Origin of the sequence: Stenomitos frigidus ULC18 (genome assembly GCF_003003795.1) — a bacterium.
Taxonomy (GTDB): domain Bacteria; phylum Cyanobacteriota; class Cyanobacteriia; order Leptolyngbyales; family Leptolyngbyaceae; genus Stenomitos; species Stenomitos frigidus_A.
Map to the genome: position 1 here is coordinate 13,645 of NZ_PVWK01000079.1, position 13,725 is coordinate 27,369.

16 protein-coding genes are annotated in these 13,725 nt (G+C 52.1%); 9 read left to right on the plus strand and 7 right to left on the minus strand.

From position 1 onward, the window contains the following. Nucleotides 1-163 precede the first annotated feature (163 nt). A complete protein-coding gene (locus tag C7B82_RS13245) occupies nucleotides 164-517 on the minus strand; it encodes a rhodanese-like domain-containing protein (protein WP_106256828.1) in 354 nt (117 codons plus the stop codon). Between the two features lie 359 nt (nucleotides 518-876). On the opposite strand from C7B82_RS13245, the gene C7B82_RS13250 reads away from it, so the two are divergent. Continuing rightward, entirely contained in the window at nucleotides 877-2,712 is a 1,836-nt protein-coding gene (locus tag C7B82_RS13250) for a DUF3352 domain-containing protein (protein ID WP_106256763.1), read from the plus strand. 114 nt (nucleotides 2,713-2,826) lie between these two features. On the opposite strand, the gene C7B82_RS13255 is transcribed toward C7B82_RS13250, so the two are convergent. Both C7B82_RS13255 and C7B82_RS13260 read right to left on the minus strand, forming a co-directional pair. Then, entirely contained in the window at nucleotides 2,827-3,312 is a 486-nt protein-coding gene (locus C7B82_RS13255) for a DUF1643 domain-containing protein (RefSeq protein ID WP_106256764.1), read from the minus strand. Nucleotides 3,313-3,522: 210 nt separating this feature from the next. Continuing rightward, a complete protein-coding gene (locus C7B82_RS13260; RefSeq protein WP_181357478.1) occupies nucleotides 3,523-4,116 on the minus strand; it encodes a thylakoid membrane photosystem I accumulation factor in 594 nt (197 codons plus the stop codon). Between the two features lie 510 nt (nucleotides 4,117-4,626). Here C7B82_RS13260 and C7B82_RS13265 point away from each other — a divergent pair. After that, nucleotides 4,627-5,073 carry a Fur family transcriptional regulator gene (locus tag C7B82_RS13265; RefSeq protein ID WP_106256765.1) on the plus strand — a complete coding sequence of 149 codons (447 nt, stop codon included), beginning with the start codon at nucleotides 4,627-4,629 and terminating at the stop codon, nucleotides 5,071-5,073. Nucleotides 5,074-5,109: 36 nt separating this feature from the next. Here the strand turns inward: C7B82_RS13265 and C7B82_RS13270 are convergent, their stop codons facing one another. Beyond that, the gene (locus C7B82_RS13270; RefSeq protein ID WP_245939875.1) at nucleotides 5,110-6,339 is read right to left on the minus strand and encodes a 5-(carboxyamino)imidazole ribonucleotide synthase; all 1,230 of its coding nucleotides are present in this window, start codon (nucleotides 6,337-6,339) and stop codon (nucleotides 5,110-5,112) included. 50 nt (nucleotides 6,340-6,389) lie between these two features. After that, nucleotides 6,390-6,902, minus strand: coding sequence for a pentapeptide repeat-containing protein (locus C7B82_RS13275; RefSeq protein ID WP_219904343.1), 513 nt, complete (start codon nucleotides 6,900-6,902; stop codon nucleotides 6,390-6,392). A gap of 194 nt (nucleotides 6,903-7,096) precedes the next feature. On the opposite strand from C7B82_RS13275, the gene C7B82_RS13280 reads away from it, so the two are divergent. Together C7B82_RS13280 and C7B82_RS32275 are read left to right on the plus strand one after the other, a co-directional pair. Then, a complete protein-coding gene (locus C7B82_RS13280) occupies nucleotides 7,097-7,324 on the plus strand; it encodes a hypothetical protein (RefSeq protein WP_219904345.1) in 228 nt (75 codons plus the stop codon). 5 nt (nucleotides 7,325-7,329) lie between these two features. After that, nucleotides 7,330-7,497, plus strand: coding sequence for a hypothetical protein (locus C7B82_RS32275; protein WP_181357479.1), 168 nt, complete (start codon nucleotides 7,330-7,332; stop codon nucleotides 7,495-7,497). 58 nt (nucleotides 7,498-7,555) lie between these two features. On the opposite strand, the gene C7B82_RS13285 is transcribed toward C7B82_RS32275, so the two are convergent. Further along, nucleotides 7,556-8,461 (minus strand): succinate--CoA ligase subunit alpha, encoded by a 906-nt coding sequence (locus C7B82_RS13285; protein ID WP_106256768.1) that lies wholly within the window; start codon nucleotides 8,459-8,461, stop codon nucleotides 7,556-7,558. 386 nt (nucleotides 8,462-8,847) lie between these two features. Here C7B82_RS13285 and C7B82_RS13290 point away from each other — a divergent pair, with 386 nt between their 5' ends. The 4 genes from C7B82_RS13290 to C7B82_RS13305 all read left to right on the plus strand — a co-directional run bounded on the left by C7B82_RS13290 (nucleotide 8,848) and on the right by C7B82_RS13305 (nucleotide 12,746). Next, nucleotides 8,848-9,816: a sodium-dependent bicarbonate transport family permease gene (locus C7B82_RS13290; RefSeq protein WP_106256769.1), complete on the plus strand. Its 969-nt coding sequence runs from the start codon at nucleotides 8,848-8,850 to the stop codon at nucleotides 9,814-9,816. A gap of 4 nt (nucleotides 9,817-9,820) precedes the next feature. After that, a complete protein-coding gene (locus C7B82_RS13295; protein ID WP_106256770.1) occupies nucleotides 9,821-10,132 on the plus strand; it encodes a P-II family nitrogen regulator in 312 nt (103 codons plus the stop codon). 140 nt (nucleotides 10,133-10,272) lie between these two features. Next, a complete protein-coding gene (locus tag C7B82_RS13300) occupies nucleotides 10,273-10,980 on the plus strand; it encodes a carbonic anhydrase (RefSeq protein WP_106256771.1) in 708 nt (235 codons plus the stop codon). Between the two features lie 167 nt (nucleotides 10,981-11,147). After that, nucleotides 11,148-12,746 carry a phenylacetate--CoA ligase family protein gene (locus tag C7B82_RS13305; RefSeq protein WP_245939876.1) on the plus strand — a complete coding sequence of 533 codons (1,599 nt, stop codon included), beginning with the start codon at nucleotides 11,148-11,150 and terminating at the stop codon, nucleotides 12,744-12,746. 6 nt (nucleotides 12,747-12,752) lie between these two features. On the opposite strand, the gene C7B82_RS13310 is transcribed toward C7B82_RS13305, so the two are convergent. Then, nucleotides 12,753-13,379: an HD domain-containing protein gene (locus C7B82_RS13310; protein WP_106256773.1), complete on the minus strand. Its 627-nt coding sequence runs from the start codon at nucleotides 13,377-13,379 to the stop codon at nucleotides 12,753-12,755. Nucleotides 13,380-13,401: 22 nt separating this feature from the next. On the opposite strand from C7B82_RS13310, the gene C7B82_RS31495 reads away from it, so the two are divergent. Next, nucleotides 13,402-13,725 (plus strand): hypothetical protein, encoded by a 324-nt coding sequence (locus tag C7B82_RS31495; protein WP_146141148.1) that lies wholly within the window; start codon nucleotides 13,402-13,404, stop codon nucleotides 13,723-13,725.

Here is a 13,725-nt window from a genome sequence, read left to right on the forward strand (position 1 = left end):
ACACAGCGAAACAACAGTCAGCAACGTTAGGGTTTTAAAATCTCAGGCGGCAGATACAGCATTTTCACTCTAAGTTCTGATGCGACGAGTCACAGTTGCAACAAAACTCAAAAATCTTTACCGAATTTTAACTAAAGAGGCATTCCGTCCTGAGATGTGGCGATCAGTACTGTGGAATCGACGGATCAACCGCGATGGCATAAGCGTCAATCCCGCCTACCACATTCTTGACTTGTGTAAACCCCTGAGTCTGTAACCACTGGCACATCTGCGCCGATCTGACTCCATGATGACACAGGACGATCGTTTCCTTCTCTGGGTCAAGCCGCGTCTGAATCTCGCCTGACCAGATTGCAAACTCACTGAGAGGCAGATGCTCAAAGCCGTCTAACCGGGCGAGTTCCAGCTCACTGGCTTCGCGGACATCGACAAACTGCACGGCATCAGAAGGGGTTTTCAAAAGCTGTCCTAACGCTGTAACGCTGATCTGGGGAATGGGCGGGTATTGGGCAGACATGGCCATTGGGGAGTAGGGAGTAAGGGAAATGGACAACTCAGGATCGTGGACTAAATAAAATCGACCAATTGTTCGCAGGTAGGGGCGCACGGCGGCCGTGCGCCCTTACAGGAAATGCCGAAGTGATTAAATTCGTGTTCCTTAGCGGGTTAATTTAGCGATGATTGTAGCAGTCTGGTAGCGATCGCTATCTCCCTCGTTCGCCTGCTTACCAATAGCTGATCGCGTCACCAAACATTTTTACTGATGCGAACAAGCGGCCTATAACCGTGGCACGATCGCTGAGAAGGTGCACGCACTACAGGATAATGATGCTGGACTATTTTTGTGCCCTTGCCTACTAGGGACATTTGATTTTCATGAAGCTCCGTTCGCTCTTTTCCTTTTTGTCTATCGTTGTGCTGGTGCTGCTCTTACTGAGTGCTGGCGGTTTCTACTGGCTAGTGGCTCGTAATCCTGTACGGGTATTGAGCAGTGAACCAAGGACTACGCCTGGTGCAGCGCTGTTTGTGCCGCGACAGGCTCCTGTAATGGTGTCACTGTTGCTCAACCCGGCTCAGCTAGAAACGTTTCAACTGGTCGCGACGCCGCCAGCCGAACGGCGTAGGGTGAGGGAAGAGCTAGACCAACTGAAACAAAATTTACTGACCAATACTGGGCTGGACTATAAGCGAGATATCCAACCCTGGCTAGGGCAAGAAATTACACTAGCGGTAACATCACTGGATCTCGACCATGATGCAGCGAATGGTCAGCAACCAGGCTATTTGGCAGCGATCGCCACTGAAGATCCCCAGCAATCACGTGAATTTTTAGAGTTGTTCTGGCAGAAGCGAGCGATCGCAGGTAGCGATCTGGTGTTTGAGCAATACAAAGGTGTGAAAATTATTGCTGCTAACCCCCCAGCCGGCGATCGCGACAGCGTCGCTACCGCTCGTAAACCAAAGCCACCCAGCTATCGCCTACAGTTACAACCGCTCAAACCACTCGCAGCGCCAGCGCCCACTCGAACCTTGGCGAGTGCCGCTGTGGGCGATCGCTTCATCCTGTTTGCAAATCATCCCAAAGTTCTCCGTGAGGCGATTAATAACGTCCAGGCTCCTGACCTCAGCCTTGAGCAGTCAAAGGTTTTTACACAGGCGATCGACACTCTGACACAGCAGCGGGTCGGGCTTACCTACATTGATGTGCCCAAGCTCACGCAACTGCTAGATCGAGAGCGGCCCCTTACAACATCAGCACAGCGACCCACGATGGCTAACCCCACGATCGCTGGAGATGAGTCCTCCCTGCTCAAGCAAACGCTTGTGGCTGGTTTTGCGCTCAATCAGCACGGGCTGCTGGCTGAAATGGCCTTGTTGTCACCCGGTGGAGCAACAACAGCCTTCGCACCACCCTTGTCTCAGCCGATCGGAGCGTTGCAGTATCTGCCCAGCACCAGTTCGCTTTCTGCGTCAGGAACACACCTCGATCGCCTCTGGTCTCAGCTAAGCAAGGGGCTCGCGTCTTATGAAACCGTGTCTCAACTCATCGACCAACCACTACGCGCGCTTCAAGATCGTTGGCAGCTTGATCTACCCAACGATGTGTTTAGCTGGGTAAAAGGTGAATACGCGCTGGCAATGGTACCGCCAGACAGCGTAAGTGCAAACGGTACCCTTCGACCTGATTGGATCTTCGCTGCTCAACGCCCATCGCTTGAAGTTGATCAACAGGCGATCGCGCATCTGGATGATCTTGCCAAACAACAAGGATTGAATGTCGGTCCACTCACTATGGGCGATCGCACCGTTTCAGCATGGACGCGCTTGACCGCTGACAGGGCAGCATCGCAGCCACTCAGCTTACAGGCCTCTGTGCAAGGTGTGCATGCGTCTGTTGGCAACTATGAGCTTTTTGCAACCTCAGTAGCGGCCATGGACAGCGCCCTTAAAGCAGCCGATCGATCGCTTGTGGCGGTTGAGACTTTTAAGCACGCAACGACGTCTCTGCTGAAGCCCAATAGTGGCTATCTGTATGTTGACTGGGATGCCAGTCGCCCCATTCTGGAACAGCAATTTCCTGCCTTGAAGGTGCTGGAGCTAGCAGGCAAACCCTTTTTCAATCGCCTGCGATCGCTGACCCTTAGCAGCTATGGCGCTCAGTCTGGAGTCCAGCGTGGTGGCGCGTTAATTCAGCTCAAAGGCACTGCCTAAGCGTTTAGCGAGCAGCGTAAGGCTAGCAACCTGACGGCTGAGTGCATCCAATGCAAAACGGCTTCTGTCGCTTGCATGGATGGCACTTGCATGGATGGCACTTGCATGGATAGCTCAAGAGCAACGCGGTGACCACGGGGAAAGCGGCACTTCACGCCGGACATAGAGCGGATGTCGCGGCTGTCCAAGCTTCGTTAGGCCGAAGCAAGAAACCGCTTTTTGACCCTTCAATAAGGGCATCACAGAGCGATCGCGCGACTGTAAGACACCGCTATTGCCCCAGGCCAAAATAATGTGATCGACCCGCTGCTCCAACGCTGCAAGATAGCGATCGTTCTCTACCCCAATCGGATCGTTCACTCGGCGCAGTTCAGACGGTTGAGCGGTACGATACGCAAAAAGGTTAACCACGTCTAACGAACCATAGCCCCACGATCGCGCAAAACCAAGGCAGCGTCGGATCGTTGGATCGTTGACCGTTGCATCCGCCTGACTCGGATTGAGCATCACAAAGCCAACTCTGGGAGCCTGCTCATCCCACGATCGCCAGAGCAAATAGCGGTAGCAGCCAGTAGCATCAAACTCAGCTCCAGTTTGCATAGGTAGAAGGTCAGAGGAAGTTTTGAGTAGCCCTTTGAGCCGCTACGCTGGAAAGTTTTGAGCTTGAAGAGTGGCTAGTGATTGGTTGTAGAGTCGCTTGAATACACAAGATAAAGTCGCTTAAGCAGACAAGAACAGTGGCTTGGGCACACAAGAAAAGGGCTAGTGTAAATTGCTTTACGACCTCCTGTCTCCTGCCTCTTCCCATCCTTACCTTGCCAATTCAGTTGTCACTTCATTCACCTGACGACGTTTCAGGTCAAGCGTTTGTGTGCGTGGCAACAAGTCAAAGACTTCGCGAAACTTGGTATCGAGCGTTTCAAACGGAATCGTACCTGCTTCGTTGAGCACAATCTTCCCAGACGCATCAAACAGTACTGTTTGTGGTACTACACCTTTGTAATAGTATCCAGCCTCTGTTGGAGCGTAGGTCGTCTTTGGCGGAAGGCCATCCAGTCGCACTGGTAACAGATCCGCTGCTCGCCCGTAATAGGCTTGTACTTGAGAAACCACGGCGGAGTATGCCTTACAATCGCTGCTGTCATCAATATAAAGCACTAAAAGTGTTGGCCGATCGCGCTTCAGTGCTTCTGCCAGCGTAAATTTCGGTGGTACCAGCGACCCATTGCCTGCATAAAGGGTAAAAATTTCGCCATCAAACCGATCGTCCTTAAGACCGGCTAAGGCTGGGGACGCTCCCCATAAAACCAGACAGCTAACCATCGCTAGCAGCAACCACGATCGCCCTAAACGTTTCTGCCATCGAGCGAGGCTTTGAATACCCGCGAGCACCAAATCTGACATGTGCAACTGCAAAACTCTCATAAACCCCGGCACTGCGATAACGTTTCTCTCCCCATTCTCTAGCAAGCGAGGACAGAGGGGAAGGGGAGAGGCGTGAGGAGTGAGGGGTGAGGGGTGAGGGGTAAGAGTGATAAGGCCGCAGACAGAGGGCTGAGGGTAAGGCCTGTCCTGAACTCAAAACTTTCCAGCGTAGCGGTGCAAAGCGCTACTCCCCACTTTTTCCCTCCTAACTTCCTGCCCCCGAAACCAAAGCAAAGTTGTAGCGAGTTTGGATTAGCGTGTGATACAACTGTATGTAAGTAGCAACGCCTACTAATATGATCCTGAGTGAGTTTTTGGGAGTACAAGCTCTGGCAGGATAGCGTTGTTAGTTGATCAAGTCGTTCTTAGAACCTTGAGTAGTCTTTTGGTTTGAAATTCTAGGCACTTTAGCAGACCAGTCTTTGATAGCATCAAAATCTGGCATGGTACAGGCAGCTAGGTCAAGTATGTGAGTCGAGAGCATTTAGTATGCAGAATGATGTGGTAACAACAAAACCAATTCGATCGCTGGAAGATGCCTTAGACCGTTGTCAGGCGTTGGGAATGCGATTGAGTCGTCAGCGCCGCTTCATTCTTGAACTGCTGTGGCAAGAACAAGAGCATCTAGCTGCAAGGGAAATCTACAACCGTCTCAATCGCCAGGGCAAGGAAATTGGTCATACGTCGGTTTACCAAAATCTTGAAGCGCTTTCTGACCACGGCATTATTGAATGTGTTGAGCGCTCAGATGGACGGCTCTATGGCAATATTAGCGATTCACATAGCCATGTGAACTGTCTCGATACAGAGCAGATTTTAGACGTTCACATTGAGTTGCCTGCAGCGCTATTGGCACAAATTGAAGAGCAAACGGGCGTTCGCATTACTGATTACCATATTGATTTCTACGGCTATCGCAACGCGCCAGAGCAATAGCAAGAAGCCATCCGCGAGGACTGCTCAAAGATTCTCTTAGTCGCTATACCAAATGGCTTCGATCGCGCTTGCAAGCTGCATCTCCGATCCTCCCTTCTCTAACAACACAGTAACGTGTCCCAATTTTCGTCCCAGACGTGATTCCATCTTGCCGTACCAATGCAGGTGTGCGTTTGGGATCGCTGTCAACCGTTGCCGCTTTTCCTGGTAGTCGCTGTGGGAGTCCTCATAACCCAAGAGATTCACCATCACGGCTCCAGAAGCGGTCATTGCCGGACTACCTAATGGCAACCCCGTAACCGCTCGCAACTGTTGTTCAAATTGAGATGTTTCGCAGGCATCTAGCGTGAAGTGTCCAGAGTTGTGAGTGCGCGGGGCAATCTCGTTGACCAGTACCTTGCCGTCAGCCGTCAGAAACAGTTCGATGCCAAATAAGCCAACCACATCCAGACTGCTGAGTAAGGTCTGCGCGATCGCCTCCACGTCTGCCGCGATCGCCGCACTCACCGCTGCTGGTGCAAACACCCGCCGACAGACCTGATGTTCCTGCTGCGTTTCGACAATCGGGTAAACTACAATGTCGCCATTGCTAGACCGAGCAGCGATCGCTGCTAACTCGCGCTCAAAGGGCACAAATTCTTCCACTAACAGTGGGGCATGTCCCAACCGACTCAGCGTTTCGTCTAATGCTTGAGCATCTTTGATAATAAACGTTCCCTGACCGTCATAGCCATGCCGTCTGGTTTTGAGGACGATCGGGAATGAAGGTGCCGGGTGTAAAGCCTCCGGCATCGCTGAGTGCTCTGCACTCGCTTCGCAAACGCTAAGGGTGATGGGTAAAGTTTCTTGTGTATCTCCCTTGCTTCTGCCTACACCTACCTGCCACCCCAACTCTTCCCAAGTGGCAAACCGAGGCGTCGGCAACCCCAACTCTCGCAAATAGCAACGCTGGTGATACTTATCCAGTAAGGGTTTGAGTGCATCCAGTCCAGGGCGAAAGCAAACTCCCTGTTTTGCGAGCTCTAACAGTGCCTCCAGGTTGACGAACTCATTTTCAAAGGTGATGACATCGCACAAGGCCGCTAATTCTGCGGTTGCAGTGGCGTCATCGATCGTTGCCAGAATGGTCTTTGCTGCAATGCTCACTGCTGGGTCGTCGCAGGATGGAGTTTGCACGAGCAGTTCGATACCCAATTTTTCTGCTGCCCCTGCCATCATCCAGGCAAGCTGCCCACCGCCAATCACACCCACCCGCTTCATCACCATTTGTCGTCTCCCTGCAAATCCATCAACTACTCCCGACGCTCCCCCCTCCCTCAACGACATCCCAACGACTCTCGCGTCTCCACACCTGTTTTTGAGTTCACTCCACTTGCCAGTTGGCACAACTCCCGAATCTGGACCCGATCTAAAATAGCATCGCTGAAATCGGTGCCAGTAATATTCACGCCATCAAAAACGGTACGGAGCATCATCGTATTCACTAAAACAGCGTCGCTGAGATCAACGCGAGACAGCTTCACTTGATCCAGCATGGCCTGGGTTAAGTCAGCACCGTGCAGATTCGTTTCCGTCATCGTTGAAGCGCTAAAGACCGCACCTGCTAGATCCGCATTAGCAAAATTGGTGCGGTTGAGATTGGCGTTTGAAAACTCTGCTACACGCAGCGATTGCCCGGAGAAATCTTTGCCCGCTAGCTCAGCATTGCTATAAGATGGCGGCGGCGCATATTGGGAGGAGTATTTAGTCCCTGTCGCTGCCTGTGCTTGACCCGGAAGCACGCCCAAAAAAAGCAACAGCGCAAACAATGTGGCGAAAAAGCGACTCATCAGCATCTGTCACCGTATGGAAACTACATTTTTCAGTGTAGTCAGAAGTGGAGATGCTAGCGCGCCTGCGTCAATCGCAGACAGCGTATTCCTTGGTTAAGGTGTGCTCGGTTAAAGTGTTCTCGATCGTGGTTGCCGTAGGTTAGATTGCGCTGTAAGCAGCAACGTTTAAGCGCTTGAAGCGGTAACCCATGATGCAGTCTCAGCGGTCTCAGCCAGTTTTGTGGGCGCAGGTGATGGGGTTGGCAGCGGTGCAAGGTGCGATCACTCTTACCTGGGTTGTTTACAATCTCTACCTGCCACAACTTCTGGGTCAGCTTGGTTTGCCCCAGACAATAGGTGTGAGCTTGCTAATCGTTGAGAGTTTGCTGGCGATCGTGCTGGAACCGTTAATGGGCAGCGGGTCTGACGGAATTGTCTGATAGGGATGCTGCCGGGTGGCGTGATCGCCCTCACCCTGCTTCTGGGTGCAGCGTTTACCGCGTTCTTTGGGCAGTTGGGCCTACTCAGTCTACTGACCTTGCGCTTGACCCGTCAGATACGACGAGCTGGCGCATCAGAAACAAAAGCACTGCTAGCAGCCAGCCGAAGCTAGTCCCCAAGGCTGGCGGCTAAAATCTAAACTTTAGCCGCCAGCCTTTAGCCTTTCTACCTCAGCCTTTTCTAGTTGGCAGCTTCAGCATCTTTTTAACCAGGTCAGGAATCTGCCAGGGGCGATCGGCAACAGGAATTTTTGCCCGTCGAAACGCATTAATCTTACTGTCTGCTGTGCCCACTTCAGTGCCCGCTTCCGCCGTTTGAGAGTTGATGATTGCGCCAGCATGACCCATACGCCGGCCTTTAGGAGCGGTGCGCCCAGCGACATAGGCAATGACAGGCTTATCGATCGCTTCGGCAATGTAGTGAGCTGCCGCTTCTTCGCTATCGCCACCAATTTCGCCAACCAGCACGATGATTTCAGTGCTTTCATCTTCGTCTAAGATTTGCAGCCACTGAGGGAACGATGACCCCACGATCGCGTCGCCGCCAATGCAAACGCCGATCGATTGGCCCAGCCCTGCTTGCGTCAACTCCAGGGCAATTTCGTAAGTCAACGTACCGCTGCGACTGATTAACCCGACGGGGCCAGGCGTATAGAACTCGCCCGGATGAAGACCCAGTAACAGTTGACCGGGAACAATGAGACCGGGACTATTCGGACCAATCACCAATGTTTCGGTCGCTTCTGCCTTACGCAGCAGGCTCACCATATCTAGCGGCGGAATGCCCTCACTAATGAGCACAATCTGCCGCACGCCAGCCGCGATCGCCTCCAGCGCTGCATCCAACGCTGCGTAAGGTTGTACAAAGATCACAGTTGAATCAACAGCGCCAACAACCGACAGCGCTTGCTCAACCATATCAAACACACGAATGCCTTGCTGAGTAGTGCCTCCATGCCCTGGGCTAACGCCTGCCACCACCTGGGTACCGTATGCCTGCATCAAGGGCGCGTATGTCGCACCGAGTGGTTCCGTAATGCCCTGTATCAGGACCTTGCTGTCTGGGGTGAAATTCATAACCGCTGATGATGGAGACGATCGCACCGTAAAAAACCTAATAGTATCTAGAATGCATGAGAAAAGCGAACTCTACTGCTATTCCAGTAACAGAATGGGGCAATTCCCAAAACCGCAACCTGAAGTGAGAAGCCTACTACAGCTATGTTTCCCACAATCGGCATGAATTGGTAAAGAGTACAAAATTTAGTCTGAACTCGTTATTCAGTGTGCACCCGTGACGTCATTGCTCGTCACCAGCGCCGTCTGTAAGCACTGATTGAGACACGTCAGGCGCATTGACATGGGGGACGGAACACGATACATCATGGTTCAATCGTTAGATTATTTTTTCAAAATGTACCGTTTTCTCAACGTCCGTTTTATCGGCCTCAGGAGGGATGGACATGGATACTAGCTTGATCCTATCCAACATCCTGAACCCACCCATTCTGTTTTTCTTTTTGGGGATGATAGCTGTTTTAGTCAAATCTGACCTGGAAATTCCCGCGCCAGTGCCGAAACTCTTTTCACTTTATCTGCTCTTAGCGATCGGCTTTAAAGGAGGCGTTGAGCTGATCAAAAGTGGAGTGACTCAAGAAGTCATTCTCACACTCCTCGCAGCGATGCTGATGGCTTGTGTTGTACCGCTGTACACCTTTTTTATTCTGAAGCTGAAGCTGGATACCTATGATGCCGCCGCGATCGCCGCCACCTATGGCTCGATCAGTGCAGTCACTTTTATCACGGCGAGTGCCTTTCTGACTGAACTTGGCATTGCCTTTGATGGCTATATGGTTGCAGCGCTGGCTTTGATGGAGTCTCCAGCGATCATTGTGGGTCTGATCCTGGTCAATCTCTTTACAGTGGATGAAAAGCGAGAATTCGTCTGGTCTGAAGTACTGAAAGAAGCCTTCCTCAACAGTTCAGTCTTTCTGCTAGTGGGGAGCCTCCTCATTGGTGTTTTGACCGGAGAGCATGGTTGGCAAGTCCTGGAACCCTTCACGCAGGGTCTGTTCTACGGTGTTCTAACCTTCTTTTTGCTTGATATGGGACTAGTCGCCGCCAGAAGAATTAAAGACTTACAAAAAACCGGCCTTTTCCTCATCCTGTTTGCCATACTGATTCCTATACTCAATGCAGGCATCGGGTTGCTCATCGCTCGACTCATTCAGATGCCTCAGGGAAATGCACTCTTGTTCTCCGTCTTGTGTGCTAGCGCATCCTACATTGCTGTCCCTGCCGCGATGCGGATGACGGTGCCGGAAGCCAATCCCAGCCTCTACGTTTCGACGGCTCTGGCGGTGACATTCCCGTTCAACATCATTGTGGGGATTCCGCTTTATTTGTACGGAATTAACCTGTTGTGGAGGTAAGCGTATGCATCTCGTTAAAAAAATAGAAATCATTGCTAACTCTTTTGAGCTGGGTAAGATTTTGGATAGTTTAGACAAATCAGGTGTTCACGGTCATGCTGTCATTCGCAATGTGGCCGGGAAAGGGTTGCGAGAAGGCAGTGAAGATTTAGACACGACCATGCTCGATAATGTTTATATCATTGCGTTCTGTATGCCTGAGCATGTCAAAACGGTTGCCGAAAACGTGCGCCCCTTGCTCAATAAGTTTGGTGGCACCTGTTATATCTCAGATGTGATGGAGATTCGCTCTATCAAATGTGTGGCATCACTATAGCGATGCCCAAGTTCGTGAGGGATGACGACTTGGGACGTCTTTAGACGCTAGAAGTCAGAACGCAGAAGGGGCTGGTCATGCTGGCTCCTGGACTCTGATTGAGTCAACGCTACATTGCAATGGAGTGAAAATTGCCATCTATGAGTTGCAGAAATGGTTTTATTGGTCGTCGTGAGTTGCTTAAGTTAGGCTCGATCGGAGCCGTTGGATTAGCAGCAAACCTGTGGCGCGTGAAGCAGGTTTATGCTGCAGAGCGATCGGTGATCGAGCCTCCACCCAATCCCGATCTGGCTCTGAAAAAATTAATGGCTGGCAACCAGCGCTTTGTGCAGCATCAGCCGCAATATCCCGATCAGTCTGCAAAACGGTTGCAGGAAGTGGCTCAGGCGCAGCATCCTTTTGCCACAATTTTGAGTTGTGCCGACTCACGAGTCCCGGCTGAGATCGTGTTTGATCAAGGCATTGGTGATGTTTTTGATGTGCGGATTGCCGGAAATATTGCCACATCGGAAGCGATCGGCAGCATTGAATATGCGGTCGCACTCTTAGGCACACCGCTGTTAATGGTGCTAGGGCATGAACGCTGTGGAGCCGTCACCGCTGCGGTTCAAAACGAGGCACTACCGGGTGAAATGAGCACGTTTGTCAATGCTATTCTGCCAGCGGTCAAGCGGGTTGCTGATCAGCCGGGGGATGCCGTGAACAATGCCGTTGTGGCGAATGTGCAATACCAGCTTGAACAGCTGCAGCAATCGTCCCTCCTCAAGGAACGGTTACAATCCGGCAAACTGAAAATGGTGGGCGCTCGCTATGACCTGGATACAGGAACGGTGTCGATCATCGCTTAAGACATACGCTGTTCCTTCAACTGCCATAGCTCGAACGTTCTACCACCGACTCCTTCGACCAGCATTCGGCTTGCCTCCGCCTGCTTTTCGATCGGTTAAAACGGCATCACGCACTGGGCGTTCCTTTAAAGAGATTTCTAGCAAATACAAGACCCGTAGGGGCAGATTTGACACCAACGCGATCGGCGGGAGGCAAAGACGCTGGCAAAACCGTCCCTCTACCCAGCGGTACCTTTTTTCTCGGCAATCACCTAAGTGATCAGACTATGCACCATGATCGATCGCAGCAGATGCTTGAGGCCCTACAAGCCTTTCTGACCACTCCACTAGAGACGACATTGCAGCAGCATAGTCAAGCAGACTGGGAGCAGTCGGTTCTAGACTTATGCCATCAAACGATTGCGACGGTGCCTGCCTATCGATCGTTTCTGCACGCCCAAGGCGTTGTTCCTGACTCCATTCGAACGATCGCAGACTTTCAGCAACTCCCCCTCACCACAAAAGACAACTACCTGCGGCACTATTCTTTGACTGAGTTGTGTCGTCGGGGGCAACTGGAGCACTGTGACATGCTTGCCGTCTCTTCTGGCTCTACAGGACAACCTAGCTTTTGGGCGCGATCGCTCACTGATGAGTTACAGGTTGCCACTCGCTTTGAGCAGATTTTTCACGATAGCTTTCAGGCCGATCGGCGTCGCACTCTGGCTGTCGTCTGTTTTGCACTGGGAACCTGGGTGGGTGGCATGTACACAGCCAACTGTTGCCGCCACCTGTCCAGCAAAGGCTACCCCATCACCCTCATTACGCCTGGAAACAATAAGGCTGAAATTTTTCGGGTCGTTCAAACCCTAGCTCCCCAGTTTGATCAGGTTGTGCTGCTGGGCTATCCTCCGTTCCTGAAAGATGTGATTGATAGCGGCATTGCTCAGGGAATTGACTGGCAAGCCGATCACGTCAAACTGGTGATGGCAGGTGAGGTATTCAGCGAGGCGTGGCGATCGCTGGTGGGCGATCGGCTTGGCTCCACGGACGTCTGCTTTGACTCTGCCTCTCTTTATGGCACTGCCGACGCTGGCGTGCTGGGGAATGAAACACCCCTGAGCATTTGCATTCGCCGTTGGCTAGCGGAACATCCCGATGCGGCTCGCTCCCTGTTTGGCGAATCGCGCATGCCAACGCTTGTGCAATATGACCCGATCAGCCGCTTCTTTGAAGTTCAGGACGGGACACTTTTATTTTCTGGCGATAGTGGCATGCCGTTAATGCGCTATCACATCGCCGACAACGGTGGTTTGCTTTCGTACCCGCAGATGCTGGATTACCTCGCAGAGTGGGGCTTTGATCCCATCAAGGCGCTTCCAGACAACCGAGGCGTTTACCCACTACCCTTTGTTTATGTGTTTGGGCGATCGCACTTCACCGTGTCTTATTTTGGTGCAAACGTCTACCCTGAGAATGTCACTGTGGGATTGGAACAAGCGCCCATCTGCGAATGGGTTACCGGAAAGTTTGTGATGCAGGTGATGGAAGACACCGATCAAAACAAGCGTCTCGCCATTGCTGTTGAGTTAGCACCGGGTGTAGCGGGCAGTGAGGAGAAATGTAGTGCGATCGCGACTGCCATTCTTCATCATCTGCGACGACTCAATAGTGAATTCACCCACTATGTTCCTGACGCCTACCAGCCTCCTCACATTACTTTGCACCCAACCGGAGATGCCAATTATTTTCCCATTGGCGTCAAACACCGTTACACACGAGCATAAACGTCACTAGAATTGCTGCCCGCGCAGTTTTGTCAGCGATCGCTCTAGATTCTGCCTCGCCTGTGCCTCCAGTCGCTCCCGAAAAAACGAGGTGTAATAGATGGTCGATCGCTGGAGAAACCGCTCCAGAATGGCCGCACGTCCAGTACAGTATTGTGCTTTCGGGACCCAGGCATACTCGCGGCGGATACACTGCTCATACGCGTCAAACGGCTCTGGCGCTTGCCCCAGGATTGATAAGTCGATATCTAGCAGCAACTTGCAATCATGGTGCTCTGGTAAGCGATCGTGCTTTGTGGCAACAATCATCGCGGCGATCCGATCGATAACAACAGCACTCACTCCAAGCTGTTGCAGCCGTTGGGTTGCCCAGAGCGCACTTTGTGCTTCGTTATCGACTGCGTTTGGAACATAAACCGCATCATGGAACCACAGTGCTACTTCCACCTCAGCGGGGTGTTCTGCCTCGGCTTGAGCCAAATCAAACTGGCGCAAGCAAGCCTCAAGATGGGTAGCCGTATGGTAAGCACGGTGTGGTTGAAGATAGGCCTCCAGCAGTTGGGTGAAGAGCGCTGAACCGTCATGACCACCGAAGTGCTGCCATACCTTCTGGAAGCGAACAGGATCAAGCATAGTCGTGCATGGTTAGGGAGCGGTGGGAGGAACTTCTACAGGCGATGGCTCGACAACGGCTTCAGGTGATGGGTTTGAAGGAGAAACGTCAGCGGGTGCTGGTGGCGATACAGGGGAGGCTTCCGGTGCTGGCGTTGTTGGCTGCAACGGTGGAGCGGTTGGTTTAGTCACGGGGAGCGATCGCGCAGGGGCAGGAGCAGAGCCTGGTTTAATGGGAGGCTCCTTCACTGTAGTTGCAGATGGCGTGGATGGTTCACCCTCACGGCGCTTCTTCTCTTCATCGGTGACTTGCTGGCGATCGTACCAATGCGGCTCTCTTCGTTCTCAACACGTTCAAAATCCTTGA

What these genes read in the sequence shown, in the direction of transcription:
- C7B82_RS13245 (WP_106256828.1), bottom strand. Translation starts at nt 517, where the DNA reads ATGTCTGCCCAATACCCGCCCATTCCCCAGATCAGCGTTACAGCGTTA.
- C7B82_RS13250 (WP_106256763.1), top strand. Translation starts at nt 877, where the DNA reads ATGAAGCTCCGTTCGCTCTTTTCCTTTTTGTCTATCGTTGTGCTGGTG.
- C7B82_RS13255 (WP_106256764.1), bottom strand. Translation starts at nt 3,312, where the DNA reads ATGCAAACTGGAGCTGAGTTTGATGCTACTGGCTGCTACCGCTATTTG.
- C7B82_RS13260 (WP_181357478.1), bottom strand. Translation starts at nt 4,116, where the DNA reads ATGTCAGATTTGGTGCTCGCGGGTATTCAAAGCCTCGCTCGATGGCAG.
- C7B82_RS13265 (WP_106256765.1), top strand. Translation starts at nt 4,627, where the DNA reads ATGCAGAATGATGTGGTAACAACAAAACCAATTCGATCGCTGGAAGAT.
- C7B82_RS13270 (WP_245939875.1), bottom strand. Translation starts at nt 6,339, where the DNA reads ATGGTGATGAAGCGGGTGGGTGTGATTGGCGGTGGGCAGCTTGCCTGG.
- C7B82_RS13275 (WP_219904343.1), bottom strand. Translation starts at nt 6,902, where the DNA reads ATGAGTCGCTTTTTCGCCACATTGTTTGCGCTGTTGCTTTTTTTGGGC.
- C7B82_RS13280 (WP_219904345.1), top strand. Translation starts at nt 7,097, where the DNA reads ATGCAGTCTCAGCGGTCTCAGCCAGTTTTGTGGGCGCAGGTGATGGGG.
- C7B82_RS32275 (WP_181357479.1), top strand. Translation starts at nt 7,330, where the DNA reads ATGCTGCCGGGTGGCGTGATCGCCCTCACCCTGCTTCTGGGTGCAGCG.
- C7B82_RS13285 (WP_106256768.1), bottom strand. Translation starts at nt 8,461, where the DNA reads ATGAATTTCACCCCAGACAGCAAGGTCCTGATACAGGGCATTACGGAA.
- C7B82_RS13290 (WP_106256769.1), top strand. Translation starts at nt 8,848, where the DNA reads ATGGATACTAGCTTGATCCTATCCAACATCCTGAACCCACCCATTCTG.
- C7B82_RS13295 (WP_106256770.1), top strand. Translation starts at nt 9,821, where the DNA reads ATGCATCTCGTTAAAAAAATAGAAATCATTGCTAACTCTTTTGAGCTG.
- C7B82_RS13300 (WP_106256771.1), top strand. Translation starts at nt 10,273, where the DNA reads ATGAGTTGCAGAAATGGTTTTATTGGTCGTCGTGAGTTGCTTAAGTTA.
- C7B82_RS13310 (WP_106256773.1), bottom strand. Translation starts at nt 13,379, where the DNA reads ATGCTTGATCCTGTTCGCTTCCAGAAGGTATGGCAGCACTTCGGTGGT.